Origin of the sequence: Plantactinospora sp. KBS50 (assembly GCF_002285795.1) — a bacterium.
In the GTDB taxonomy this organism is placed as follows: domain Bacteria; phylum Actinomycetota; class Actinomycetes; order Mycobacteriales; family Micromonosporaceae; genus KBS50.
This window is the reverse complement of record NZ_CP022961.1, coordinates 4,378,791-4,402,607: the sequence shown is the minus strand read 5'-3', so window position 1 is coordinate 4,402,607 and position 23,817 is coordinate 4,378,791. Positions and strand designations below refer to the sequence as shown.

Annotated in this window: 17 protein-coding genes and 2 pseudogenes; 9 read left to right on the top strand and 10 right to left on the bottom strand. The window is 68.0% G+C overall.

The annotated features are described in order from the left end of the window. Positions 1–10: 10 nt before the first annotated feature. The 5 genes from CIK06_RS18860 to CIK06_RS18840 are packed head-to-tail and all read right to left on the bottom strand — an operon-like array spanning position 11 to position 4,677. Positions 11–1,231, bottom strand: a complete 1,221-nt coding sequence (locus tag CIK06_RS18860; protein WP_157756857.1) for an FAD-binding oxidoreductase — start codon at positions 1,229–1,231, stop codon at positions 11–13. Between the two features lie 5 nt (positions 1,232–1,236). Beyond that, on the bottom strand, positions 1,237–2,238 hold the full coding sequence (locus CIK06_RS18855; RefSeq protein ID WP_095565941.1) for an FAD-dependent oxidoreductase: 1,002 nt from the start codon (positions 2,236–2,238) through the stop codon (positions 1,237–1,239). Then, positions 2,235–3,392: a hypothetical protein gene (locus tag CIK06_RS18850; RefSeq protein ID WP_095565940.1), complete on the bottom strand. Its 1,158-nt coding sequence runs from the start codon at positions 3,390–3,392 to the stop codon at positions 2,235–2,237. The genes CIK06_RS18855 and CIK06_RS18850 overlap by 4 nt, the downstream gene beginning before the upstream one ends. 44 nt (positions 3,393–3,436) lie before the next feature. Beyond that, positions 3,437–3,844, bottom strand: coding sequence for a hypothetical protein (locus tag CIK06_RS18845; RefSeq protein WP_095565939.1), 408 nt, complete (start codon positions 3,842–3,844; stop codon positions 3,437–3,439). Next, positions 3,841–4,677 carry an IS5 family transposase gene (locus CIK06_RS18840; RefSeq protein WP_095565938.1) on the bottom strand — a complete coding sequence of 279 codons (837 nt, stop codon included), beginning with the start codon at positions 4,675–4,677 and terminating at the stop codon, positions 3,841–3,843. Before CIK06_RS18840 ends, CIK06_RS18845 begins: the two co-directional genes overlap by 4 nt. A gap of 200 nt (positions 4,678–4,877) precedes the next feature. Between CIK06_RS18840 and CIK06_RS18835 the strand changes: the two genes are divergently transcribed. After that, positions 4,878–5,558: an HAD family phosphatase gene (locus tag CIK06_RS18835; protein WP_095565937.1), complete on the top strand. Its 681-nt coding sequence runs from the start codon at positions 4,878–4,880 to the stop codon at positions 5,556–5,558. A 112-nt stretch (positions 5,559–5,670) separates the two neighbouring features. On the opposite strand, the gene CIK06_RS18830 is transcribed toward CIK06_RS18835, so the two are convergent. The 3 genes from CIK06_RS18830 to CIK06_RS18820 form a co-directional block, all read right to left on the bottom strand. Beyond that, a complete protein-coding gene (locus CIK06_RS18830; protein WP_095565936.1) occupies positions 5,671–6,159 on the bottom strand; it encodes an N-acetyltransferase in 489 nt (162 codons plus the stop codon). A gap of 19 nt (positions 6,160–6,178) precedes the next feature. Continuing rightward, entirely contained in the window at positions 6,179–7,363 is a 1,185-nt protein-coding gene (locus CIK06_RS18825; RefSeq protein ID WP_157756856.1) for a substrate-binding domain-containing protein, read from the bottom strand. Between the two features lie 107 nt (positions 7,364–7,470). Then, positions 7,471–8,415, bottom strand: a complete 945-nt coding sequence (locus CIK06_RS18820) for a 2-hydroxyacid dehydrogenase (RefSeq protein ID WP_095565934.1) — start codon at positions 8,413–8,415, stop codon at positions 7,471–7,473. A gap of 445 nt (positions 8,416–8,860) precedes the next feature. On the opposite strand from CIK06_RS18820, the gene CIK06_RS18815 reads away from it, so the two are divergent. The 5 genes from CIK06_RS18815 to CIK06_RS18790 all read left to right on the top strand — a co-directional run bounded on the left by CIK06_RS18815 (position 8,861) and on the right by CIK06_RS18790 (position 18,596). Next, entirely contained in the window at positions 8,861–11,056 is a 2,196-nt protein-coding gene (locus CIK06_RS18815; RefSeq protein ID WP_157756855.1) for a CHAT domain-containing protein, read from the top strand. Further along, positions 11,053–16,215, top strand: coding sequence for an ATP-binding protein (locus CIK06_RS18810; RefSeq protein ID WP_095565932.1), 5,163 nt, complete (start codon positions 11,053–11,055; stop codon positions 16,213–16,215). Before CIK06_RS18815 ends, CIK06_RS18810 begins: the two co-directional genes overlap by 4 nt. A 578-nt stretch (positions 16,216–16,793) precedes the next feature. Next, complete coding sequence (locus CIK06_RS18800; protein ID WP_095565930.1) at positions 16,794–17,606, top strand: hypothetical protein; 813 nt, start codon at positions 16,794–16,796, stop codon at positions 17,604–17,606. A gap of 40 nt (positions 17,607–17,646) precedes the next feature. Next, positions 17,647–17,985: a hypothetical protein gene (locus CIK06_RS18795; RefSeq protein ID WP_095565929.1), complete on the top strand. Its 339-nt coding sequence runs from the start codon at positions 17,647–17,649 to the stop codon at positions 17,983–17,985. Then, the gene (locus tag CIK06_RS18790) at positions 17,982–18,596 is read left to right on the top strand and encodes a hypothetical protein (RefSeq protein WP_095565928.1); all 615 of its coding nucleotides are present in this window, start codon (positions 17,982–17,984) and stop codon (positions 18,594–18,596) included. Before CIK06_RS18795 ends, CIK06_RS18790 begins: the two co-directional genes overlap by 4 nt. Before the next feature lie 523 nt (positions 18,597–19,119). Here CIK06_RS18790 and CIK06_RS18785 read toward each other — a convergent pair. After that, positions 19,120–20,534 (bottom strand): annotated as a pseudogene (locus tag CIK06_RS18785) (IS1380 family transposase). Positions 20,535–20,690: 156 nt separating this feature from the next. Here CIK06_RS18785 and CIK06_RS31975 point away from each other — a divergent pair. The 3 genes and pseudogenes from CIK06_RS31975 to CIK06_RS18775 form a co-directional block, all read left to right on the top strand. Further along, positions 20,691–20,813, top strand: a complete 123-nt coding sequence (locus tag CIK06_RS31975) for a hypothetical protein (protein WP_255408513.1) — start codon at positions 20,691–20,693, stop codon at positions 20,811–20,813. A 371-nt stretch (positions 20,814–21,184) separates the two neighbouring features. Beyond that, a complete protein-coding gene (gene ltrA, locus CIK06_RS18780; protein ID WP_198347944.1) occupies positions 21,185–22,441 on the top strand; it encodes a group II intron reverse transcriptase/maturase in 1,257 nt (418 codons plus the stop codon). A 154-nt stretch (positions 22,442–22,595) separates the two neighbouring features. Continuing rightward, positions 22,596–23,330: pseudogene (locus CIK06_RS18775) on the top strand (IS630 family transposase); the annotation flags it as partial. Between the two features lie 31 nt (positions 23,331–23,361). On the opposite strand, the gene CIK06_RS18770 reads toward CIK06_RS18775, so the two are convergent. Next, positions 23,362–23,772, bottom strand: a complete 411-nt coding sequence (locus CIK06_RS18770; RefSeq protein WP_095565926.1) for a GNAT family N-acetyltransferase — start codon at positions 23,770–23,772, stop codon at positions 23,362–23,364. Positions 23,773–23,817: the final 45 nt, after the last annotated feature.

Here is a 23,817-nt window from a genome sequence, read left to right as displayed (position 1 = left end):
CCCGAGTGCGTCAGGGCGGCGGATACCTCGAATCGGCGGGTTCGGATGAGTAGTTGCCGTACCGAGCCGGATTCGCCTCGCGGTGCCCGGCGTCGAGCACGGCGAACAGCTCCCGACCCGCCGATCTGCCCAGCGCGTCGAGTGTTGGCTCCGCCCAGCGGCACACCGCGATGCCTGCGTAACGGCGACGCGGAACGCAGGAACTGCTGATGTTGCGCTCCGCCATCGCCCTGCCATGCAGCACGTCGAAGGTCAGGGTCCGCCAGAAGGGGGTGGGCGCGCGCAAAATGTCGACGACCTCGCCAATGCAGGCGGGCACCACCGCGTCGACCGACAGCGACCTGCGGTAGGAGCGGCTCCCGAACTCGAACTCGGCGTCCAGGTGTCTCTGCACCTCGAGATAGCTCAGGGTCCGCGCGGACCAGCGCCCCGGCGTCGCCAAAGTGGCGCACCACTGCGGTGCGGCGAGCGAGTCGTCGGGAGCGACCACCTCGACTAGCCCGGTCACGTGGCCCTCGGGCGTGGACCGGAGCGTGAGCGCGCACCCTGCCTCGGCCGGCAGGGCCTGAACCCGTTCGGAGAGGCCCGGGAGAAGCTCGGTCAGCTCCGCCACTGACAAGTCGGCGGCACGCCAGCGGAACCTCTGCCCCACTGGATGCAGGCGAAGTACCAGGCCGGAGATGAATCCGAGCGAGGTCCCAGATCCGCGTAGCGTCGTCATCAGCGCGGAGGACTCGTCGACGACCAGGTCCCGTCCGCCCTGAACCACCTGGGCCTGCGCGATGTTGTCGCAGGCCAACCCGAAGCGTCCCATCAGCCAGCCGAGGCCGCCACCGCACGCCAACCCGACCACGCCGGTGTGGGAGACCGTGCCGCCCGTGGTCGCAAGGCCGAACCGCGCCGCGGCCCGGTCCAGGTGGCGCATCAGCGCGCCGGCCTGAACGTACGCCAGTCTGCCGCCGGGGTCGACGCGGACCGCGCGGAGGCGGGAGAGGTCGACCATCGGGACCGCGTCGGCGACCGACAGGCCGGCGGCGGAATGGCCGCCGCTCTTCAGCGTGAACGGCAGGCCCTGTCCTTGCAGCGAACGAATCAGCCGCCGCGCGGCCTCAGCCGTGTACGGCCGCCAGACGACGCTGGGCCAGCGGTCGAGGGAGGCGTCGAACAGCGCTCGCGCCGGCTCCCAGCCGGCATCCCGCGGGCCGATCTCCTCGACGTCCGGCATCGGCATCGGCGTCAGCACAGGCCGGCCAGCTGGACAGCCGCCAGGGAGGACCCGTAGCCGAGGGTCCATCCGTGTGCCCCGTGACCGTAATTGTGCACCACCGTCTTCCCTCGTACCAAGTCGAGTTCCACTCGAGGTCCGGAGCGCCGAAAAGGTCGGATGCCGGAGTGCACCCAGTCGGCTTGATCGATGTCCACGTGCGGTGCGGCCAACCCGATCTCGGCGCTCATTTCAATGAACGGGCCCGTCAGAAAAGTGCGTGAGCGTTCGTGCAGATCCCGACGCGGTGAGGGTCCGGCATCGTCCGGAATAAAGAAGGCTCCGATGTGGAAACCGCGAGGGTGTATGAATACGGCGTGCTCGCCGGCGCCGATTCCGTAGTACGGGGGACCGGCGCCTCCCGCCGGCACGAACATGGCTTGGCCGAAGACCGGGTAGAGCTCGTCGTCGGGAAACAGGGTCTGGTACCCGAGACAGTTGACGAAGATGTTCGAGTTGATGTCGTCCAATTCGACGAGTGAGGTGAGGTTCCGGTACTCGAATCTAACCCCGCGCCTGGACAGCGAGGTGTGCAGCCAGTTGAGCACCAGCCACGAGTCGCAGAGATAGCAATCGAACTTGACTGCCATGTCGCAGCCGGAGATGGTCCGGCTCAGGTCCAGCAGGGCGAACTCCGAGAATGTCAGGTGGGTCAACGACGCCACCGGGAAGCTGTACTCCACCACTCCCTTTCGGCCGAACTCCACGCAAGTGATCTTCGAGAGCGCGCCGTCAGGCAGGTCGCGGGAGAGCAGGTGAGCCACCGTCTCGTCGGCCCACCGCAGGCTTCTCTGGAACGTCTCAGACCGGGGATCCCCGGGAAGGAATGGCACCAGCACCGCCGAGGCCGCGGCCGAGGTGGACCCAAACGGATGAACATGCGAAACGACCCGGACCTGATGCCCGTTCCGGGAGAGGATGTCCGCGGTCCAGAGGCCGACGATCCCACTCCCCAGCACCGTTACGTCGGTCATAGTCGCAGCCTCAGGCCGTAGCGTGCGTTGAGTTGGGCGACGATCTCGCGAGCCACCGGCAGTACGTTCGCCACGTCGACCTCGGTCAGCGTCACCCCGGTCAGGGTTCGCAGGGCATCGCTGGTGACGTCGGTCAGCGAGACGAGGCCGGCCTTTGCCGCCGCGATACCGTCACGTTGCTGGGCCTGCTCGTTGATCGCCACAGCGTCGGCCAGGTCGAGACCGTCCGGAAGGTCGATATCGACCTGGCCGTGCTCGGTGATCAGGATCGGGTACCCGCCGGGGCGGCCGAGCGGCCCCGGCACGTGATGCCGCCGCCGCTGGCCGTTGAGCAGAGTGGCCAGGACAGTGGCCGCCGACGACACGGTGACACCTTGCCCATCGAGGCCGCGGACCCGCGTGGCGTGCTCCTTCAGCAGAGCGAACGGCGTGTCGTCCACGCCGTGATAGATTAGCCGACCGCCGGCATGATCGACCTGGAGGTGGTACGGCAACCCGGAGGCGCCCCCCACCGAAGGTGCGTTGAGGCTGGTGGAATGGTGGCAGATCAGCTTAACGGAGATCTGCTCCGGGCCCTGGGCTAGGTGGCCGCCGAAGGCCAGTCGCAGCCCGGGGATGAGGTTGCTGATGTTGCCGATCCCGATCAGCGGAGGGGCGTCCTCATTCGCGAGGAACGGGTTCACCATGTCGGGATAGCAGCCGTTGACGTAGACCGCACGGGACCGGCTCACGGCGAGCGCGGCGGCGAGTCGCAGCGGAAGCACGCAATCGAGCGCGCACCACATGCCCAGACCGGCGGAGTACGACAGGTCGCGCTTGTCCCTGGGCATGGCATCCAGCGCCCACCAGGGGAAGGGAGTTGTCGCATTGAAGACAACGTCTGGCCGGTAGTGGTCGATGACCTCGGCGGTCCGATCGATGTCGAGCAGTTCGGCGGTTGCGGCGTCGATGCGCGGGAACCGTCCCCACTGGACGGATACGTACCGTGTCAGGTTGACCCGCTGAGTAGTGCGTTCCAGGTTGCGCGCCGCCAGGATGTAACGGTGGTGCGGATAACGGAGCGCCAGCAGGTCCAGTACGGCACCCCCGACGACGCCGGACCCGAAGATCAATATGGTTCTCGGATCCGCAGGCGTGAGCGATTCGTCAGGCATGACCTACCCCCGCCCACCACATTATCAGAGGGCGGTTCGGAGTGTTAGGTCCGTTTCGGGTTGAGGGTGAATACTCCGGGTTCGTCTTCGGTGAGGACGTGGCGGTTGACCATGCGTTTCAGCTTCGCGCGGGTGCCTTCGACGTTCTTCGGTGAGGGCTCGACGCCGAGTGCGAGGCAGATGCCTTTGGCGCGCATGCCGGCGGGCGCGGTGCCGAGGACATGCAGGATCTGCTGGTAGGGGCCGCTGGCGATGGTGGGGTCGTCGGCGGTGAACTCGGCGGCGGCGAGGGTGCGCAGAGTGGTGCGGGTCGTCGCCAGGTCGGCCAGTTCACCGTCGAGGCGGGCGAGTTCGCTGGTCAGGGCGGTGATCTGCTCGCGGAGCCGGTCGGCGTGCTGGCGTGTGGTGGTCTCCCGGTCGGTGATCAGGTCGAGGACGGTGGGGAGGTTCACCGGTGCCGCCAGGAGGGTGTGCTGGTTCCGGTCAGCCGCCGCACGATGTTCGCCGTCGATGCCCACAGCGTTCGGGACACCGAGGATTCTGGTCGGCTCTCGTACTCGCGCACGAGGCGGCGGTGCAGCATCAGGGTGCCGTTGACCTGCTCGACGATCCACCGCTTGCGGATCGGTACGAACCCGGGTTTGGTGTCGGATCGTTTGACGACCTCGACGTCGATGCCCAGCACGGCGCCGTGCAGGGCGAGGTCCTGCTTGAACCCGGCGTCGACCCAGGCACGGCTCACCGTCGGGGTGTGTTCGACGACCTTGTCGAGCAGCCGGATGCCGATGGTGTTGTCGGTGACCGACGCCGCGGTGATCACGACCGCGATGACCAGTCCCAACGCGTCCACGGCCAGGCCCCGCTTGCGCCCCGACACCTTTTTGGCCGCGTCCTTGCCGGTCGTGGCGGCCGGGACGTGGTTCGCCGCCCGGATCGACTGGGTGTCCAACACCACCGCGCTCGGATCCTCGGCACGGCCGACCTTCTCCCTTGCCTGGCAGCGCAGCAGATCGTGGATCACCTGGTCAGTGCCGTCGTCACGCCACAACGCGAAGTAGTAGTAGGTGGCCGACTTCGGCGGCAGGTCGTGCGGCAGGTACGCCCACTGGCAGCCCGTCCGGTTCTGGTAGAAGATCGCGTTCACGATCTCCCGCAGGTCGTAGTCGCCTGGCCGGCCCGACACCGACACCGCGACCCGCTTGGCCTTCCATGCCTGCAGAAACGGTCCGATCAGCTCCCACTGCTCGTCGGTGACATCACTGGGATACCGCTTTCGATCACCCATGACCGGGCTAACGCCTCATCCGCCCGGGCGGTCACGACCAGAACTCACATTCAACCCATCGACCGGCCGCTATCCGTGACGAACCTGCCGGAAGATCACCAATCGGACGCAACGCATAGATCAGATCAAGTCACTGCGGACCGCCCTCTCATACTTATCATCGGCGTCAGACGATATCCTGGCGCTCGGGGAGGGGTGTCGTGGAGACGTTGGTATTGCCGGACGGCAACGAGCTCTCGGCCGTCGCCTTCGACATGGACGGAGTAGTTTTCGACACCGAATCGATCTATCAGGCCGCGACGATCGAGGCGCTTGACCACCTCGGTTACCCCTATGGACCGGAACTGGCCGAGACGATGGTCGGAAGGACCGAAAGCCAATGCGCGGACCTTCTGCGACAGGCATTCGGCGACGCGTTCCCCATGGACGACTTCGGCCTTCGGTACCGGTTCGGCCGGGATGCCCTGCTCGGTGAGGAGATACCGGTCAATCCGTACGTTCCCGATACTCTCGAGCGGCTACGGGAGCGGAGGATACCGACGGCACTGGTCACCAACGGCCGTCGTGACGTGACGGTCCGCCGGCTCGCCCGGGCGGGGCTACTGGAGTATTTCCAGGTGGTCGTGACCTCCGACGACGTCGACGACCCCAAACCGGCGCCCGACGTCTATCTCTGCGCGGCTGCCCGCCTCTCCGTCCGGCCCCGCCACGCGGTGGCGCTCGAGGACTCCATGGTGGGAGTGCGCGCGGCGACAGGTGCCGGCTTCTACACGATCCGGCTGGGGGGGTACGCGGATCCGGTCGGTGCCGACGCCGTGGGCGCCGACGCGGCAGCGGCCGCACGACTGTTCGGGCTTCGGGTGCGGGACCGGATCGGCTGACCTCCCCGGCCGGTCCGCACGCAAGCGGGATCTGCACGGCCCACCCACGAACCGTCCTCCTGCCGCGCCGGGGCCCGCCTGGTGCGGAACCAGGGTCCCCGATGCCGATAGATCAGGTGGTCCAAGGGCTCGGCATGTCCGACCGTGGGCCCCGCGTCTTGCGGAACAAAAATTCCGTCTGGGTGATGAGGTTGTAGTTGGGCAGCGCGCCGACCGGCACATAGCCCAGGCGCAGGTACAGTCGCTGAGCATTGGGATTGAGGTCCGAAACGAACAGATACAGGTTGGCCGATTCCGGGTACAGCTTCCGCTCGAAGAAGTCGATGAGGCCAGAGCCGACGCCCCGGTTCCGGGCGGCTTCGCCAACGCAGAGATATTCGATCAGGGGCTCGAACCCCACGCCGTTCTCCAGTGATGCCAGAAAACCAGTAATGGCTTTTCCCTCGACGGCGACATCCAACCGGATGTTGGGATGCCTAAGGCTCGTCTCGCACTCTTGCGCAGATCGGGCCAGCCGTTTCCAGGGATCCGATGCGGCCATCATCTCCGCACACTGCTTGATGTCTTCGCCGGTCTCCGCCAGCCTTATCTCGAACGTCATTCTTCCTCACGCTCTCCAGTTAACGAGGTCGCCGAAGCGGCTCCGGTGCAATCAACTGCACCTCCGCCCGACGTTCTCCCGAACGCACCAGCCGGTGCATCAGGAGCATAGCGGCCCGTGCTTGATCCTCGACCTTGACATCCACCGTCCCCGCCAGGTAAATGTCCTTTGCGTTGATGTACTCCTTGATCTCAGAGATGCCGTCATACCCGACGATCTGCGGGGTGTGCGGGAACGTGTAGCCGTCGTTGGCCAGGGTGGTCAGCGCCGCCCGCGCGCCGATGGCCATGTCGTCGTTGCACGCGAAGACGGCGTGCAGATCGACGCTCCTGCTCTCGTCGGCCATGGCCTTAACCTGGTCGTACGTGTAGTTGAATGCCTCGTGGCGGGAGTAGTTGATGGGCGGGCTCTCTACGAAGCGCACCCTGCTCCACTGTTCCTCCAGCCTCTTGCGGAGCGCCACGGCGCGCTGCTGCTCCCACGGCGCGGCCCCCCCGTTGATCACCATGATCATCGGCTGCTCGGGCGCGTAGTCGCCGATCGCCTCGATGACGATGTCGCCCGCTATCCGGCCCCCGGCGAGTTCGTCGCCCCCGACGAAGCTGGGCAGCCGCGCCCGGGTCCGCGCGTCGCAGGCGGCGAGGTTGAAGTAGACGTCGATGAGAACTAGGGGAACGTCGCCCCGCTCCTCGTGGAAACCCACGATCTCCTCGAAGTGCCAGTCCGGATCGTCGGGGATGAAGAAGATCCCGTCGATGTCCACCTGCCGGTCCTCGAGACCGGCGAACAACGCCCAGATCGACATGGATTCGAAGGATGTCGTCGGCATCGACGGCAGGATGATGTAGTCCTGCCCCAACGCCAGCGAGGCGCTGCGAACCAGCCCGTTCAGCAGGGCCGTGTAGAACGGCTGTCCGCCGCTCGACGGCGACAGGAAGGCGATCTGCCGGGGCTTTTCCTCCTCGAGCCGGGCGCTGATCAGGAATACGACATTGATCAGCAGGGACACCAGGAGGGCCGGCACGAGCAACACGATTACCAAGGCCGCCGCTGTCAGCCCGAAAGCGGCGAAGGCCACTGTCGATGAGCCGAGCCAGGCGAAGGAGATGATGATGAGCCCGATCCGTTTGACGGAACGGATGCGTCGCTGCCGGGCGGTGTTGCGCGTTCGCCTCTCATATTTGTTGTCTGTGCGCGCAGGCAATCTATGGTCCTTTTCGTTCCTCAGTGCCGAACTCGTGGCCGCGCCCTAGTCCGTCATCGACGGCGACTGAACGAGGGAGGCTTGCGCCGGTCCGCTTGTGGGAGCACTCACGCCACGAGGTTGGGGAAGCTGCCCTTGGCGGCCTCGATGACGTTTTCCACCCAGACCTCGCGTAGCGTCGCGAACGACTCGTCCGACAGCCACGAGTTGTGCGGCGGGAGATGAACTTGGTCGAAGCTGCCCAGCCGGGCCTCGAGTTCGGCGGACGACTCCACCGTGTAGGCGGCCACCTTGCCGCTTTTTAGTTGCTCTGCCAGGGCGTCGTGGTCCACAAGATCCGGATTTGCGAGATTGACGATGATGGCGTTCTGGCACCGCTCCAGGAGCGCCGAGTCCACCATTCCGACGTTGGTGCCCTCGCCCTCCCGTATGGTCTTCACGCAGAGGCAGATCACCTCGCTCGACGCGAACAGCTCGTCGAGCGGCGTGTTGGTGCGCCCGTCGCGGGGCGTCTTGCTCCAAGCCACCACGTCCATGCCGATCGCCGAGAGTAGCTCAGCGACCCGGCTCCCGATGCTCCCGAGACCGATCACGCCGGCGCGCCGACCCGCGAGGTTGATGCCTTTGCGCTCCTGCACCTCACGCTGCCGGATCCGGTCCATGTATGCGCTGTGCCGCTGCCGCGCGTGTAGCAACACCTCGGCGAGGATGGTCTCGGCCACGCTCTCGGTCGAGTAGTGCGGGATGTTGAGCAGCTTGACGCCGTTCGTCGCGGCGTGCTCGGGGCTGGCCCAGTCCATGCCGGTGATGTCGGCGGAGATGGCGCTCAGCGCACGTATGTTGTCGTGACGGTAGAAGTCCGGGCTGAGTCGCTTGATGACGTCGTAGTTCAGCATGAGGTAGTCGAAGCTGGCGCAGAGCTCGGCCAACTGTTCCTCGGTCACTTGGTCCGTCTCGTGGTATCGCACCTCGCCAAGCTGCCGCAATGGCTCCAGATCGCCGTCCGCGATCATGCCCGGAACAGTCACAACAATCGTCTTGGCTGAGGTCATCTGAAGGTTCTCCGATTCCTGTCAAGCTTATAGACAAGCCGACTCTGGCACGAAAGTCGAGGTTGATCAGGATGATCTTCGGGGCTGTCGAGGGTAGTCGTCACGCTAGCAGAAGGCGCACCAGATACCCAGCCTCGGTGACCGTGCCCGGCGCGCTGTCTGGGGCGCGGGCCGGCAGCCGCCGATCCAGTCTTTGATCTTGCGAATTTCGGACGGAAATGCGTCAGTCGAGACGGCGCGGACGAGCTTCCGCGCCTCGGGCACAAGAGCGTAAGGTTGACGGAAGTCCACGTCCGTCCTCAAGGGAGGTCGCCACAGATTCGCTCTTCTCGTCTGGGGTTCTGTCCTCGCCTGAGATCGTCCGGCCTGTCCAACTCTGTGCCGACGGATGACGATTCCACACCCCACGAAAAACGACGCTGCGCCTTCGGAGGATCGCATCTCGATGCAGGTGACAGTAGAGCTCCGCCGGCTTTCCGAGGACTGGACGGTGCAGGTCTCGTGGAATTCGAGCGAGGAGTGGGTCAGGCGCTCGTTCGCCGCTCGGCGCCTCGACTTCGCACCGTGGATCGGGCCCTACCCGGACACCGCCGACCGCACCGGCCCTCAGGACGATCCCGCCGTACGAGAACTGAGCGCCCGCGTGTCGGCGCTGGGAGCCAGGCCGCTGAAGGCCGGCGACCTGGAAAACTACGGCAGACTCCTGTTCGACGCGGTGCTCGCGCCCATGTGGGGAGCCCTGCGGAACGCGGCGCCGCCGGCCGGTGAGGTGATCGAGGTCGCCGTGACCGTGACCCCCGAGGACCCACCGATGTGCTCGGTGCTGTGGGAGTTGCTGCACGACGGCACCGCCTTCCTGGTCACCCATCCGAACCTCGACATCGCGGTCACCCGGCGGATACCGTCCAGCGCGCCAGAACCGGCCCGAATTTCCGCTCCCGCCCGCGTGCTATTCGCCATCGGGGCGGACCTCTACGACCCGGAGGTGAGGGCCGGCGCCGAATTCATGGGGCTGATGCGCGAACTCGAACCCACCGGGGCCCGGATCTCGGCGATCGTCGTCGACCGGTGCAGTCCCGCGCGCCTGTCCGAAGCGGTCCGGCGGCACCGGCCCGACGTGGTCCAGATCATCGCTCACGGGCATCGGGACTCCGGCGGTACGCCGGCCGTCCTGATGCGGCCCGACGACGACGGGCCCGACGCCACCGCTCAACGGGTAAGCGCCGAGCAGTTGTACGCCTGCGTGTCGACCGGGCCCAGGGTGCCGCCAGTCATGGTCGTCGCAGCCTGCCAGAGCGGCGCGCTCAGCGCCTCCCTCGGCCTTCCCCTCGCCCAGAATCTGGTAGGCCTCGGTATTCCGGTGGTCCTCGCCATGGCCGGGAGCGTCACCGATCAAGCCTGCCGCCTGTTCACTCAGCGGTTCGGCTCCGTCCTGGCCGGTGGCGGGTCACTGTTGCAGGCCGTGACCGATGCCCGTCTCGCGGCGTACCGGCGGAGCTCCGGGCCACCGTCCTCCACGATCGACTGGGCGCTTCCCTCGGTGTTCCTCACCGACCGGGTACCCCACGACTACCAGCCCGTACGGACGCCCGGGGGTGCGAAGGTCTCCGAGTTGGTGCAGAAGTACGACTTCGCCGAGGGACCGGTGTTCTGCGGGCGGGTGGAGCTGTTCGACCTCTACGAACAGTTGACCGGCGAGCAGCCGCTCAACGCGCTCGCCGTCTACAGCCAGGGGCTCCTCGGGCTTGGTAAGACGAGGATCATCCGCGAGTTCGGCATCCGGGCGCTGCATGACGGGCACGTACCCTGCGTCGTCGACCTGGACGGCCAGGACCGGCCGACGGATCCGCGCCGATTCGCCGAAGTGATGCTGTGGTCAGTCATCCGGGCGCGGCGAGTGTGTGGCCTGCAGCCGCCGGCGCACACACCGGCACTGGTCAGCCTCCTTCAGGGCGGACACTCTCCCGAGTTGAGACTCCCGAGCAAGTGGCGCGACTGGAGACTGAAGGTCGGTGAGGTTCTCGCGCAGACGCGCGCCCGCGACGAGCCGCTCGACCTGGACCTGCTCGCGGCGTCGATCACCGCCGACCTGCTCACCCTCATCGAGGACGCGCGCGACGACGACGACAGTCACATCGGCCCGGACGGTCGGGTCCTCGTCCTGTTCGACAGCGTGGACCAGTGGGGGGACACCGCCGAGCTGGTCACCCGCGGGCTGCTGACCACCCACGGTCTCGGTGACGAGGACGAGCCCATACCGGTGCTGCTCGCCTTCCGGGCGGCCGGCGGCGCCCAGGACGCGTGCTTCGCGGAGTTCATCGAGCGCGCCCGGAGCAGACGCTGGCTGCGCGCGATACCGATCGAGCCGTTTGTGGAGGGCAAGGAGGAGGACCTCGCCTACCGGTGGACGCTGCTCAACGCCAACCCCCGGGTGGCGCCGCCGGTCTCCGAGCAAGTGTACGCGGTCGTCAAGAACGACGGGCAGTGGCGCAACGTCTTCCGGCTCGTCACCGACCGGCTGCCGGGTAACCTGGCGAGCCTCAAGTTCTACGGCGCGGTCCAGGTGCTGCTGGAACTCGACGAGCTGGTCGCCGGGGACGACACCGAGGCGCTCGCCGCACTGTTCGGATCACGATCATGACCAGCTCCGACCTCGTACAGCTGGGGCAGCAGGTCCAGATCTACGCCGACCGGTTGCGGCAGTCGCAGATCCGGCGGCTCGGCCACGAGCCAGTCACCTGGCTGGCAATGCTCCCGCAATGGACTGCCCGGCTGGCCACGCACTGCGGATTCCCTGCCGGCGCCGACCTGACCACCTGGCTCGACGATGCCGCAGCCGCCGGACTGTGCAACCGCCAGGTGCTGTTCAACCAGCAGTTGGTCGCGGGCGACGAGGACGACGAGACCGCGGGTATCCGGTTCTGGATGTCCGAGGACCAGCGAGTCGCGATCCTCGCCGAGGCTCCCGGGCGCATCGCCCTGCGGGATCTCGCCGCCACCATCGGGCGACGGATCCGCGAGGCACCCGACGACGTCGGGCGCGATCCCGGCATCGACCGCTGGGCCGACCTCGCGGTCCGGGCGGCGGACGAGCCACACGTCGGTGACTGGCTGATGAGCGTGGTGGCGGCGCACGTGGCCGACAACCGGATGCCCGAGGCGTTGGACTGGCTCTATGCCGCCGAGGCGCTCAGCCCGGTGCTGGGTGAGGAGGTCGCGTCGGCGGCGGACCGGGCCCGGCGGCTGACCAACATTGAGTACCGGCGACGCCTGGACAGACACTTCCTGGAACGCTTCCTGTACCGGGAGGAACAGGTCAGCGTGGTGAAACGGCTAGTCTCGCCGGAGCGGGCCCAGCCGTGGGCGATTCATCTCATCGGCATGGCGGGCGTCGGTAAGACCATGCTGATCCGATACCTGACTGGCGGATTCGGGACCGATCTCGGTATCGACCTGATAGCGGCGCAGGTCGACTTCGACCACGTCTCGCCGTGGTATCCGACAGAGGCGCCGGCCCAACTGCTGCGAGAGTTGGCCGCCGGGCTCTCGACCCACCTGCGCAGCGCCGACCAGGCAAGCTCTCACCAGCACCTGATGGAGTGCATCGAGCTCATTGACAACCTCACCGCGGCCTCACCGGACCTGGGGGGAATCCGGTCGGTGGAGTTCGAGCTTGCGTTGAGCGCGTTCGCCTCGTTCGTAACCACCTTCGAGCAGCGGGTCTTGCTGATCCTGGACACCTGCGAGGAACTCGCCAAGCTGCGCACCGTCGGCGAACGGGTGCCGAGTATCGAGTACACCTTCGAGATACTCGAGCGGCTGCACGACAAGGCTCCCTTCATCCGCGTCGTCCTGGCCGGCCGCCGGCTGCTCGCACGCTCCTACGCGAACCTAGACCTGGGCAGCGAGATCGGGTACACCGGTGACTCGGTCAGCGACGCCCGGCGGGACTATCTCGAACTGGTGGAGGTGCGCGGATTCACCGACGCGGAAGCGCGGAAATTCCTCACCCGGTCGCCACATGGCGGTCGCGACATGCCGGCGGCCGTCCAGGACGCCATCCTTCGCATGGCGCCGGACAACGGACGCATCCCCGCGGTCGCGACGGCGCTGCCCGACAGCTGGCCCGCGGCGGAGGCACAGCGGTTCAACCCCTTCGAACTGACGCTCTACGCCGATTGGTTCGACGAATTTAACGGCACGCTCACCGCGGCCGAGATCGAATCGGGCGGCATCGACGCGTACGTCAAGGGCCGCGTCGTCACGCGCCTCCCGGCCGATCCGCCGGTCGCCCGGGTCCTACCGGTGCTGGCCACGCTCGGGCGGGTGGACCGCTACCTCGTCAGGGTCGCGCTCGATCTGCCTGCCGCCGTCGGTGACCGGGTGTTCCGATCACTGGCCGAGCAGGAGTGGATCTCGGCACGGATGGCCGACGAGTCCGGAGTGACGGTGCTCGACGTGCAGCCCGGCCTGCTTCAACGGCTGAGGCGCTACGTGAGCCAGCCCGATCAGGCCGTCGACCGCGAGGCTGCGCTGTCGCTGGCACGCCGGCAACTGCCGCAGCTCATCGACCGCCGGCCACTGGACGGGCCGGCCATCGAGCACGCCGCAGCGGTCACCCGCCTCCTGCCCGAAGCCGAGGGGGCGGTGTTTTGGGAGGCCCTCACCCGACGGGTCTGCGGCGACGGCGCATGGGCCTGGGCAGCGAACGCCTGCGCACGGCTGCTGGTCGCTCCCCCCGACGGAGACAACTCGCCGCTTTCGTTCGAGGCGGCGGTGCGAGCCGTGTACATCGGCGCGATGCTGCGCCTGGACCCCTCCTACGACGCCGCCCAGGACTGGGAGATGGTGGAGGCGACCGCGCCCGGCCACCCGGTCAAGGAGCTGCGGTCCGTGCTCCACGACCGGGCCGTGCTGGGCCGGGCCGCAGCGCTGGCCCGCCGCAGCGGCCGGCTGAGCAAGCTGGCGACCGACTCGGCGCTGGCGGGGGCCTGGGCTCGGGTCTGTGGCCGACCCAATGTCCGCACCGCGCCGGCGGCGCTGGCGATGGTCAGCGCCTATCTCGAGATGGGCGTCGCCGCGGCGCTTGACGCCCGGCTCACCCTCACCGACGTCCGGTCACTGGTGAACGGGGTCGCCGAGGTCCTCGACCCCGGCACGCTCGCCGTCACCGACCTCCTTCTCGCTCGCCTCGAACTGCACGCCAGCGGGCACACGGACAGGTTCGCCGACGCCGCCCGGCGGGTCACCACGTCGGCGACCCGCGTCGAGTATCTGGACTGGCCTCTTCCGCACTCGGCGGCCGCGCGGGTACGACTCGAATGGATGTCCGCCACCGCGGGGTTTCCGCAAGCGCAGCCGCCGATGTCGCTGATGCCGGCCTGGCTGGACGAGGCCCTGCACGGCAGCGACGTGGAGCACGAACGAATCGCCTCGGCGATTGTGCTACAGATGCTGGCTCATCGCGTCGTCGCCGCCGACCTGGTCGCCGTCGTCGACCGGTACGTCCGTTCGCTGGGCCGTCTGATGCCGCTGTGCCGGGCGCACGTCGCGACGCCACCGCTCGTCACCACGGTGGTGCGGGCCTGGCTCGACCTGGGGCAACCGTCCGCCGCACAAGAGTTGCTCCAGGTCTGGGAGGACGCGGAGTTCAGCTACGACCGGGACGCCGCCACCACTGCGGCCGTGGAGCTGGTCGCTGTGCACATCGCCCGCCGGATGCGCTGGCGCGGGATGCGGGAGTCACTCCTGCTGGCCCTCGCCACGACCGGGTCGGCGCGGCAGATCTTCGCGGCACGCGCGGCCCGGCTGCTCCTCGGCGAGCCGCAGGATGACCTCGTCACCCTCTCCGACGCAACCTTGGCCGACGTCCATTGGCGGACCACCGCCTACCCCTCGGGGCGCGACGCCCGCGACCTGCTCGCCAGCATCGCCACTGCGACAGCCTCGCGGCCGGCCCCGGAGATCACAGCTCACCTGCTGCTGGACGGGATCGAGGCGCACCTCGTCGCACGGCGCAGGAGCGGCGACTTCAAGGCGCTCGTCGAGCAGCTCCGGACCTCGATGAAGGCCCTCACGGCAGCCGCCAGTGGATCCACGAACGCGGCGGGCCTGCTCACGCAACTGCGGATCCTGCAACTGCGGCAGTGGGCGCTGGTGACGCCGACCATGAGCCCCCCCGTGCAGGAATCGCCGCATGAGTGGGCCCATGCCGCGCTCGAAGAGGGCGAGTTGCTCGCCCTGCGACTGCCGCGAGCGGGGGAGCGGCTCCTGGACCTCGCAGTGCGCCTGTTCGACAAGGCGGGCAACGAAGTCGGTGCCATGACCGCCGCGACCCTGGCTGTCATGGCCACCTTCCGCGTCGGCCGTCACGCATCGGCTGCATCGAGTCTAGTCGATCTGGAGTCCCGCTACGGACGGCTCCGGGCGCTGTACGAGGAGCTGCCTCCGTGGTCCGCCCTGCGTGCCTGGGACTTTTCACGACAGCGATTGGGCCCGGACGATCCGTGGCACGGCTGGCTGAGCCGCTTGGCCCTATGCATCGCGGTGGGGAAGCGGCGTGCTCCTCGGGCGTTTCGTGGCAGCAGTGAACTCGACCTCTCAGCGCGACGATGTCGTTACCGGGTCTGGCAGCGGCTGAAGCGCGCGGGCCATCCGAAGGAGTGGTCGAGGGCCATAAGGGTCATGGCCTTGCTTCTGGCTGCCGTGGCGGCGACGCTGACTGTCTGGGCACAGCCCGCTCAGGCCAGCATTATCATCCTCGCGCTGATCGCCGTCCTGTCGGCTGTGGTGGCGATCACGGGGCAGAGCGCGGCACTGCTCAGAGTTCCCGGGGCCCGGTTCCGCCTGGTCGCCCTGGTGCATCCGGTGGCCGTGGACGGAGCCGACTCGGACCTGGCCGAGGTGGACGTACGCGTCCAGCCGCTGAACCGCCGTGCCCACGTGGCAAAGGCGCTCCTCGGCCCTCCGTCGGGTCTGCCGCCGGGCCCACGCCTGCCGCTCGGTCCCGACCCCGAGCGCACCCGGCTGCCGCAACCCGTCGCCGACACCATCGCGGCCGCGCGGGTCGACCGGGACGTCGACGAGTTGGCGCTGTCCGTGCACCCGAGCGCCTCCGGCGGCGCCTGGGAGGCCGTCGTCGAACTTAGCGACCCGGCCACGGGCTCCCGTCCTCTGCTGGCCACCTATCGCAGCTACCCGGCCCAGCGTCCCCGGCTCGCGCCGGACGTCGTCCGCGTCGCTGTGCTCTGCCCACTCTCCTTCGGCCTCTTCGCCGAGGAGAGCTGGGTCGCCGGCGGAATCACTCCCAAGCTCTTCCACGCCCGGGACCTGCGCTCCTTCGAACGGGTCGAGAAGGCGAACGTGCTGCACATGGTCGCGACCCCGCTACCCGAGCCGGCGCGTTCGGCCTTGGTCCTCGACGACCCGACCGCACAGGAGATCAAGCCGGATCGGCTCCCGCTGACCACGGCGGGCCTCATCGTCGTGCAGGCCGAGCCGGGACGCTCCTCGGTCTCCGTCGATCCACGGTCTGCCCTGCTGAAGACTATCGCGCACAGCGTCGCGGTGGCCAGCGGCGGAGCGGCGGTCCTGGTGATCCCCGCCCTCCCCATCCACCTGGCCCGGTCACTCGTCGCGGAGATCGGCCGGCGGCTCGCGCGGGACGGGTTCGATCGGCGCACACTGATCGACCTCACCCGTACGCTTCAGGAGATGGTGTTCGCGGCGGGGGATCCTCAACTGGCCTGGTCCCGCCGGGCGGTGCCGTCCCTGGACCTCTGCCTCTATCTCGGCGAGTGACCAGTGGTGTCGAGATCGGCCATCGACCGCATCGAGGAGACCCGTGACGGAGTGGTCGACCTGGGACGCCGGATGACGAACTGGTTCGCGTCGCGTCGCTCCGCCGACGAGCGCCGCCAGTACTGGACCCAGCTGAACAGTCTCGAGCACGTCCTCGGCGTCGGTCTCGCACGGCTGACGGCGACGGTGGAGGACCTGCCCGACCACACCGCCACGAACGAAATCTATGCCCAGTGCCGGGTCAACGACCGCCGAACGTACCTGCTGCACCAGTACTGGAGGTACTTCGCGGACAAGTGGGAGCAGCGCGACGGCGCGCAGGGCGATGCGCTGCGGGCCGCGGACGAGGTCGTCTGGAGCTGCTGGGCCCAGCCGTTCCTCGCGGCCGACGTGGAGATAACGGCGTCGCCCCTGCCGTACCTCGAAGCGTCCTTCATGCCGCGGGCGATCCCCCGCAGCAGCCCACCGCCCGACGTCCGGCGCACGGACCCGCTGCTGCGGACCGCCCTCGAAGCCCTGCCGATGCCGCTCGTCGCACTGCCCCCGTCGTCCACGCGCGGCCGTGGTGGCTGGCGGTCGTGGCGCACGAGATCGGGCACCACCTGCAGCGGGACTTCGCCGGCGGCGTCTACCAGTCCCGGTTCAAGGACGTCATCGAGCAGGCGGCGACGACGGCCGGCGCCCCCGCCGGGCCGTGGGAGGGCTGGCACGAGGAGGTGTTCGCCGACGTCTGCTCAGTACTGCTCACCGGACCCGCGGGTGCGCTCGCGACAGTGGAGATGCTGCGGGACAGCACCGCGAGGATGTTCTCCGCCGGCAAGAGCTATCCGGCGCTGGTGGTACGCCGGCGGCTGATGCGCGGTGTGCTGTCGGCGGGCGGGCTCACCGACGCGGCCGTGCCGCGGCTTCCGCCGGTCCTCGACGACGGCGACCTCGGTGCCGTGGACGAGCCCCTGCGCGCGGCGGTCGACCCGCATCGGGCGGCGGCCGACCGGGTGGCCGCCGCCGTGATGCAACAGCCGGTCAACGGCCACGTCCTGCCCCGGCTCCTCGGGTGGCGGGCGCAGCGCCACACCGGTGGTGGGGAGGTGCAATTCTGGCGCGACGAACTGCTGCGGGCCGACGCCGAGCCGCTGCCGGAGGAACTGCCGCACACGGCGCGTACCGTCCTTGCCGGCGGGGTGGCCGCCTGGCAGGAGACCGTCCGGATCGATGATCCCGGCGCGCGAGAGGAGGCCCGGTTCCGCCTCGCCGAGCGGTTACGGACCCTGCTGACCAAGAGTCGGTCGCCCGGCAAGCGTGCCGGACCGGTTGCCGGCGCCGCGCCGGACGCCACGTCAGCGCCCCTGGTCGGCGCGTTGTTCAATCCTGAAATCGAGCGGGAAATCTGACCGGTCGTGACGCGACGCGGTCTGCCCCACGAGGAGCGACATGGACTCCACGGACTCCCGACAGATCGGGTACGAAATCAACTCCGACCCGCCCGCCTGGTGGCGCGGCAGGGTCGACGATATGCCATGGCGTCCGACCACACTGGATGGCGAGGTGCTCTGGTACGTGAAGGAAGGCCCCTGCCCCCGGTGCCGGGACGAGGACGGCATCCGGGTGTCAGTGGAGAATGAGGGATACCTGGGGCTGGGCGCGGAGTACGAGACCGACATCTTCGTCCGCTGCCTGTGCACGGGTGAGCACCCCCGGCCGGAGGGCGTCGTCGAGGGCTGCGGCTGGGGCGGGTACGTCGCCGGACCACAGACCGAAGACCGCTCATGAGTCAATTGTCGCCCGATTACTGGGAACGACGCGCCACCGAGCTGAGCCGTACCGGCCTGGAGACCATCCGCGCCTCCGCCACCGCCTGGGCGGCGGCGACGACCACCCTCATGGGCGTGTTCGGCACCGTCACCATCATCAGGGGCCCGGACAGCCTCGCCAAACTCGGCGACGCCACCCGTGCAGTGGTCGTCGCGTTTCTGGTGCTCGCCGCCGCGCTGGCGTTCGTGTCGATCCTCGCGACGGCGCGGGCGAGTCGAGGGCCGACGAGGCGATACACCCCGCTCAACGGCCTGCGTCTGGCGAAATGGACCAGGGAGACGACCAGGAAATCCCGCACGGCCCTGCTGGTCGGCCAGCTGACTGGGACGTCCGCCGCGGTCCTGATCCTCTCCGCCGGTGTCGTGGCCACCGTCGCCGCGAGCGGCCCGGACGAGAAGGATGACCTCGTTCTGGTACGCACGAGTGACGGTGCGGTGCAGTGCGGTGTCCTCCGGCGCTCGGGCCCCGAACTGGAACTCGTCGACGACAGGGGCGACGTCGTGCTCCGCCTCGGCTCCGGGGTGGCGGACATCGCGGCTACCACGTCGTGTCCGTCGGCGCACCGGTAGGAGGACAGTCGATCGACGTAGCAGGCGCCGCTGGAGGAATGAGATCGAGGCCGTCCAGCCGCTGTGACGTCTATGTAGTACTCCAAACGTTAGGTTAGGGCGTGGCGCGGGTATGAGGACGGCCACCGCGTTGATCAGTGATGGTTTGTGAGGACAATCGAAGATCACCGCGCTGATCGTCGCGGCCGCGTTCGCCGGCTGGCTGCAGGGCGACCTGGAGTTGGCGGCGGTGCACGGCGGCTACCTGTTGCCGATGGTGGCCGCTGGCCTGGTCGGGGCTCGCCGTCCTCATGGCGCCGCCCGCGGTCGCCGGGCTGGCCTGGTTCGGCCTCGCCGATCCCAGCCGCCGGCCCCATACCGGCCGCGCTGGCGGGGCTAGCCTCGGTCTTTCGTCTGGGTGTTGGCTCATAGCTGCTGCTCGATGAGCAGCGGTTCGGTCGTTTAGTGCTTTTTGTTGGTATGATGAGGGCCCGGCGCGGGGCCGGGTTCCTCCGTGTTGCTGGTCGGTGCGTGAGTCGTTGGGTTAGCCGGTAGGCGTGGGTAGTGCGGTGAGCCTGTGGAATGCGCTGGTCAGGGCGTTGGTCCAGGGCCAGTCGGCGGCGATGGTTAGGCGGGTCCTGCGGGCGGTGCGGGTGATCCGGGCGGCGACGTGCAGCAGTCGGTAGCGCAGTTTCTTGGGTTCGGCGGTGGCCAACTCGCTGTCCAGGAGCAGGGTTTGGGTCCAGGCGGGTAGGTCGATGCCGGTCAGGGCGAGTTGCAGCCAGGCCTGGTTGATCGCGAAGTGTCGGGACGGGACCGGCCGAAGCCGGTTTGTTTGCCGTAGCGGATGCGGTCCTCGACGCGGGCGTGTGCCCGGTGTCGGGCTTCCAGGTGTTGGATGCTGCCGCTGCCGGCCGGGGTGTCGGTGGCCGCGACCTGGTGTCGCCAGCCTTCGATGGTGTCGAACAGCGATAGTTGGGCGCCGGGGTGCGGGCGTTCCCGGCGGACCAGGAAGCGGGTGCCCTGCGGCCAGCCGGTGGCGTCGAACAGGCCGGTGATCTCGCAGACCTCGGCGTGTTCGCGCAGGTCCCCGCTGGTGTCGACGGCGCAGACCCAGCCGGTCGCAGCCCGGATCGCCTGCCGGACCGGTTCGGTGATCGCGGCACCGACGCTGAAACGGATGTCCAGGTGCTGCTCGCGCAAGGCTCGGATGTGGGCGAGGAACCCGTGACTGGAACCAGCGGAGTCGCTACGCAGCAGGATCGGGGTGCCGTGCCGGACCGCGTCCGGGATCTGGGCGAGGGCGTGGTCGAGCACGGTGATGTGGTCGGCGGTGGTGTTGGATCCGGCTCGGCCTTCCCGGAGCAGCCCGGCGAGGGCTTCACCGGTGTTGTCGAGGAAGCACAGCAACGGGTGGAACCCGAAGGTCTTCTTCCAGGTGCGGGTCGCTGATTCCTTCTCGGAATGGCAGATGACGATGGTGGCGTCGATGTCCAGGACCAGGCCGTCGACCCGGTGGCCGGCCACCATCGGCTGCGGCAGGTCACCGTGGGTGTCGGCGTGCTGAGCCCAGGCGACCTCCCGCGCTTGGGCCCGAGCGGCACGCAGGTCGGCCAGCACCGTGTCGTCGAGCTGTGACAACAACCGCCAGGCGGTCGGGTCGGACGCTACCGGCCCGAACAGCCCGGTCTGGTCGCGCAGGACTGCCAGGTCAGCGATGGCCTCACCACCGTCGGCCAGCATCACGGCGAGATCCACAGCGATCCGACCTGGATCGTGCCCGCGCTGCCGCTGCCGCTGCCGCTGCCGCAGCCGCAGCCCGCCGAGGGCTTGGCTGAACGCGCCCGTCAGACCGGTTACGTCGGCCAGGTCAGCGAGCAGCCGGGCACCGGCGTGACCGACTACGCCCCGCCCGTCTCCGGTCACCGTGATCTTCGGACGTGTTGCGGTAACCTTCACTCAGCAAGTGCCTTCCGTGACGGGTTAACAGGACTCTCGACAAGCCCTATTCTCCCTGATCAGGTGTGCCACGCGCGCGGAAGGAGATCTATGTAGGTAGATTTTCGGAAGCGGTGCTGCGTGGAAGATGAGGGTTTGGCCCCTCGGAGTCGCCCTGTGGGGGAGGCTTCAAACCGCCACCTGCTGCGTTGGCTGAAGACCGTCGTGGTGAGCGAGGTGGAAAAGGCGCTGTTCAAGTGTCAGGTGGGGATCGAGAAGGCGTTGTGTCACAGCCTGTGAAGTGTCGAAAGGGAGAATGGTCGACATCGAAACCGGGGCATCTGATCTGCTCTGGGATGAGTCTGGCGGCTACCCACTTACTGGCCAGGTGGTGTCCGGCATATAGGCGGCGCGAGCTCGATCTGCGGCTTTCACGTGGAACGTGGGAAGGCGGAGCCGATACGGCTGTCCGGGTGATCGGGCGGCGAGAGGGAGCGTTCCGACCGGTAGCTCCGGGAGGGGCTGAGTACCGATGCGGCGACGCTGGCGGACTGGCCCGTAGTAGTGGTGAAGCTCCTGCTTGACGCGGTGGGGGTGGAGCGAAGGGGCCAGGTCATTCGTGGTTCGGAGATTCGATCAACCGGGCCCGGTTCGGGTCGGGGAGGAGTCGGGTGGCCGAGCAGCAGTCACCAGGCAAGCCGTTCGAGATCTCCAAGATGGAGGTCTGGTGGGCGTGGGAGAAGGTCAGGGACAACAAGGGTGCCGCTGGGATCGACGGACAGTCGATCGCCGATTTTGAGCAGGATGTGCAGAACAACCTGTACAAGATCTGGAATCGGATGTCGTCGGGGAGCTACTTTCCCCCGCCGGTCAAAGCGGTGGAGATCCCCAAGGCCGGGGGCACCAGGACGTTGGGGGTGCCGTCGGTGGGGGACCGGGTAGCGCAGACCGTGGTCGCGGCGAGGCTGGAAGCGCGGATGGAGCAGATCTTCCACCGCGACTCCTACGGCTATCGTCCTGGCAGGTCGGCGCTGCAAGCAGTCGAGCGGACCAAGGAACGCTGCTGGCGGATGAACTGGGTGGTGGACATGGACATCGCTAAGTTCTTCGACAGCGTCCCGTGGGATCTCGTGGTCAAAGCCGTGGAGGCCAACACCGACCAGCCGTGGATCATCTTGTATGTGAAGCGGTGGCTGGCCGCGCCGATGGTCACCGCGGACGGGACCGTGATCCGTCGGGAGCGGGGAACCCCGCAGGGTTCTGCGGTATCACCCGCGCTGGCGAACCTGTTTCTGCACTACGCGCTGGATGCGTGGCTGGCACGGACGTTCCCGGACGTCGAGTTCGCCCGCTACGTCGACGACGCGGTGGTGCACTGTCGCACCGAGGCCCGTGCCGTCCAGGTGCGGGACGCGATCGCCGAGCGGATGCGGCAGGTGGGCCTGCAACTGCATCCGGACAAGACCCGGATCGTCTACTGCCAGGACAGCAACCGGCGAGGCTCGTATGAGCACACATCGTTCACGTTCCTCGGTTTCACATTTCGGCAGCGTGGAGCACGTAACCGGCGGGGCCAGACCTTCAACGGGTTCCTACCGGCGCGCAGCGACGCGGCCCAGATGAAGATGAACGCGACGGTGCGCTCGTGGAAGCTGCACTACAAGACGAACTTGACCCTTGCCGATCTCGCGCGCTGGATCAACCCGATCGTGCGGGGTTGGATGCAGTACTACGGAGCGTTCTACCGCTCCAAACTGCACCCGCTCCTGGAACGCATCAACGCCTACCTGATGCGCTTCCTCCGTCGGAAGCTCAAACGGCTGCGGAGCAAGAAGAAGGCCCTCCAGCACTGGCGACGAACCGTCGAGAAGCGACGGAGCCTGTTCGCCCACTGGAGATGGGTCACCTCGCTCTCCACCGTCTGGTGATCAGGATGACAAGAGCCCGGTGAGCCGAGAGGTTCACGCCGGGATCTGTGGGAGCCGGAGGGTGAGACTCCCTCCGGCCACCCGACAAGGCACTTCTTCGTTCCCGGCCCACACCTTGGACAGCCCTTAACGAAGGGCCGAGGCTAACTGCGATCGGCGGATCCGGATCGGGCGGGAACGACTGCAGCAGATCCTGCACCGGCATCGGATCACCTTCCAACGGACCAAGACGTGGAAGGAGTCCACCGACCCGCATCGTGACGCCAAACTCGCCCGAATCGAGTACATCAGCAGACGTCTCCCGCAGCGGGTGTTCGCGTTCGACGAGTTCGGTCCCCTGGTGATCCGGCCGCAGGCAGGGGTCGGGTGGGCGCCGGCCGGGCAGCCGCACCGACTGCCCGCGAACTACCACAAGCTGCACGGGGTCCGGCAGTTCCACGGCTGCTACTCCGTCGGCAACGACCAACTCTGGGGCGTCATGCGGCGGCGTAAGAGCGCCGCGAACACCCTCGCGGCGCTCAAGTCGATCCGCGCCGCCCGGCCGGACGGCGCGCCGATCTACGTGATCCTGGACAACCTGTCCGCGCACAAAGGCCGAAAGATCCGGTCGTGGGCGGCCCGGCACAAGGTCGAACTCTGCTTCACTCCGACCTACGCCTCCTGGGCCAACCCGATCCAGGCCCAGTTCGGGCCCCTACGCGCCTTTGTGATCGCCGGCTCGAACCACCCGAACCACCCAACGCTGACCCGCCACCTGCACCGATACCTACACTGGCGCAACGCCAACGCCCGCCACCCCGACATCCTGGCCGCCCAACGCCGCGAACGCGCCCGCATCCGCAGCGAACGCCAACAACGCTGGGGCCAACCCGCCACCCGGGCAGCCTGACCCAAGACTCCAAACGTCATCGTTCACAGCATCAGCGACGGCGCTGCACGTCGCGGACCATGCGAATCTCCCGCACGCCGTCCTCGACCCGGGCCGTCCCGTCGCCAGAGAAACCATGCTTGCGGTAGAACGCCTGCGCGCGAGGGTTCGGATCGGCGACCCACAGCCCCGCCGACTCCGCCGGCTCGATGACGGCCTGCAACAACGCACCCCCAGCACCCGTGCCGTGCCTGGCCGCATACACGTAGAGCACATACAGCTGCCACGCCCACGCCCCCACAGCGTCCAGCGGCGGCCCCGACATCGCGATCCCAATCAACTCGCCCGCCCGCTCGGCCACAGCCACCCGGTTCTCGCGATAGCGCTCATCGGTCAAAGCGGCAGTCCAGAACCGCTCCCGAGCAGCCGGGAAACCCGGATCATCCAGCACCGCATCCGACATGAGTCCCCGATACGTCTCCTGCCAGCACCGAACATGCACACACCC

Coding starts and splice junctions, on each gene's coding strand:
- CIK06_RS18815 (WP_157756855.1), top strand. CDS start 8,861: ATGCAGGTGACAGTAGAGCTCCGCCGGCTTTCCGAGGACTGGACGGTG.
- CIK06_RS18850 (WP_095565940.1), bottom strand. CDS start 3,392: ATGCCTGACGAATCGCTCACGCCTGCGGATCCGAGAACCATATTGATC.
- CIK06_RS18810 (WP_095565932.1), top strand. CDS start 11,053: ATGACCAGCTCCGACCTCGTACAGCTGGGGCAGCAGGTCCAGATCTAC.
- CIK06_RS18855 (WP_095565941.1), bottom strand. CDS start 2,238: ATGACCGACGTAACGGTGCTGGGGAGTGGGATCGTCGGCCTCTGGACC.
- CIK06_RS18795 (WP_095565929.1), top strand. CDS start 17,647: ATGGACTCCACGGACTCCCGACAGATCGGGTACGAAATCAACTCCGAC.
- CIK06_RS18770 (WP_095565926.1), bottom strand. CDS start 23,772: ATGTCGGATGCGGTGCTGGATGATCCGGGTTTCCCGGCTGCTCGGGAG.
- CIK06_RS18830 (WP_095565936.1), bottom strand. CDS start 6,159: ATGACGTTCGAGATAAGGCTGGCGGAGACCGGCGAAGACATCAAGCAG.
- CIK06_RS18790 (WP_095565928.1), top strand. CDS start 17,982: ATGAGTCAATTGTCGCCCGATTACTGGGAACGACGCGCCACCGAGCTG.
- CIK06_RS18840 (WP_095565938.1), bottom strand. CDS start 4,677: ATGGGTGATCGAAAGCGGTATCCCAGTGATGTCACCGACGAGCAGTGG.
- CIK06_RS18820 (WP_095565934.1), bottom strand. CDS start 8,415: ATGACCTCAGCCAAGACGATTGTTGTGACTGTTCCGGGCATGATCGCG.
- CIK06_RS18860 (WP_157756857.1), bottom strand. CDS start 1,231: ATGCCGATGCCGGACGTCGAGGAGATCGGCCCGCGGGATGCCGGCTGG.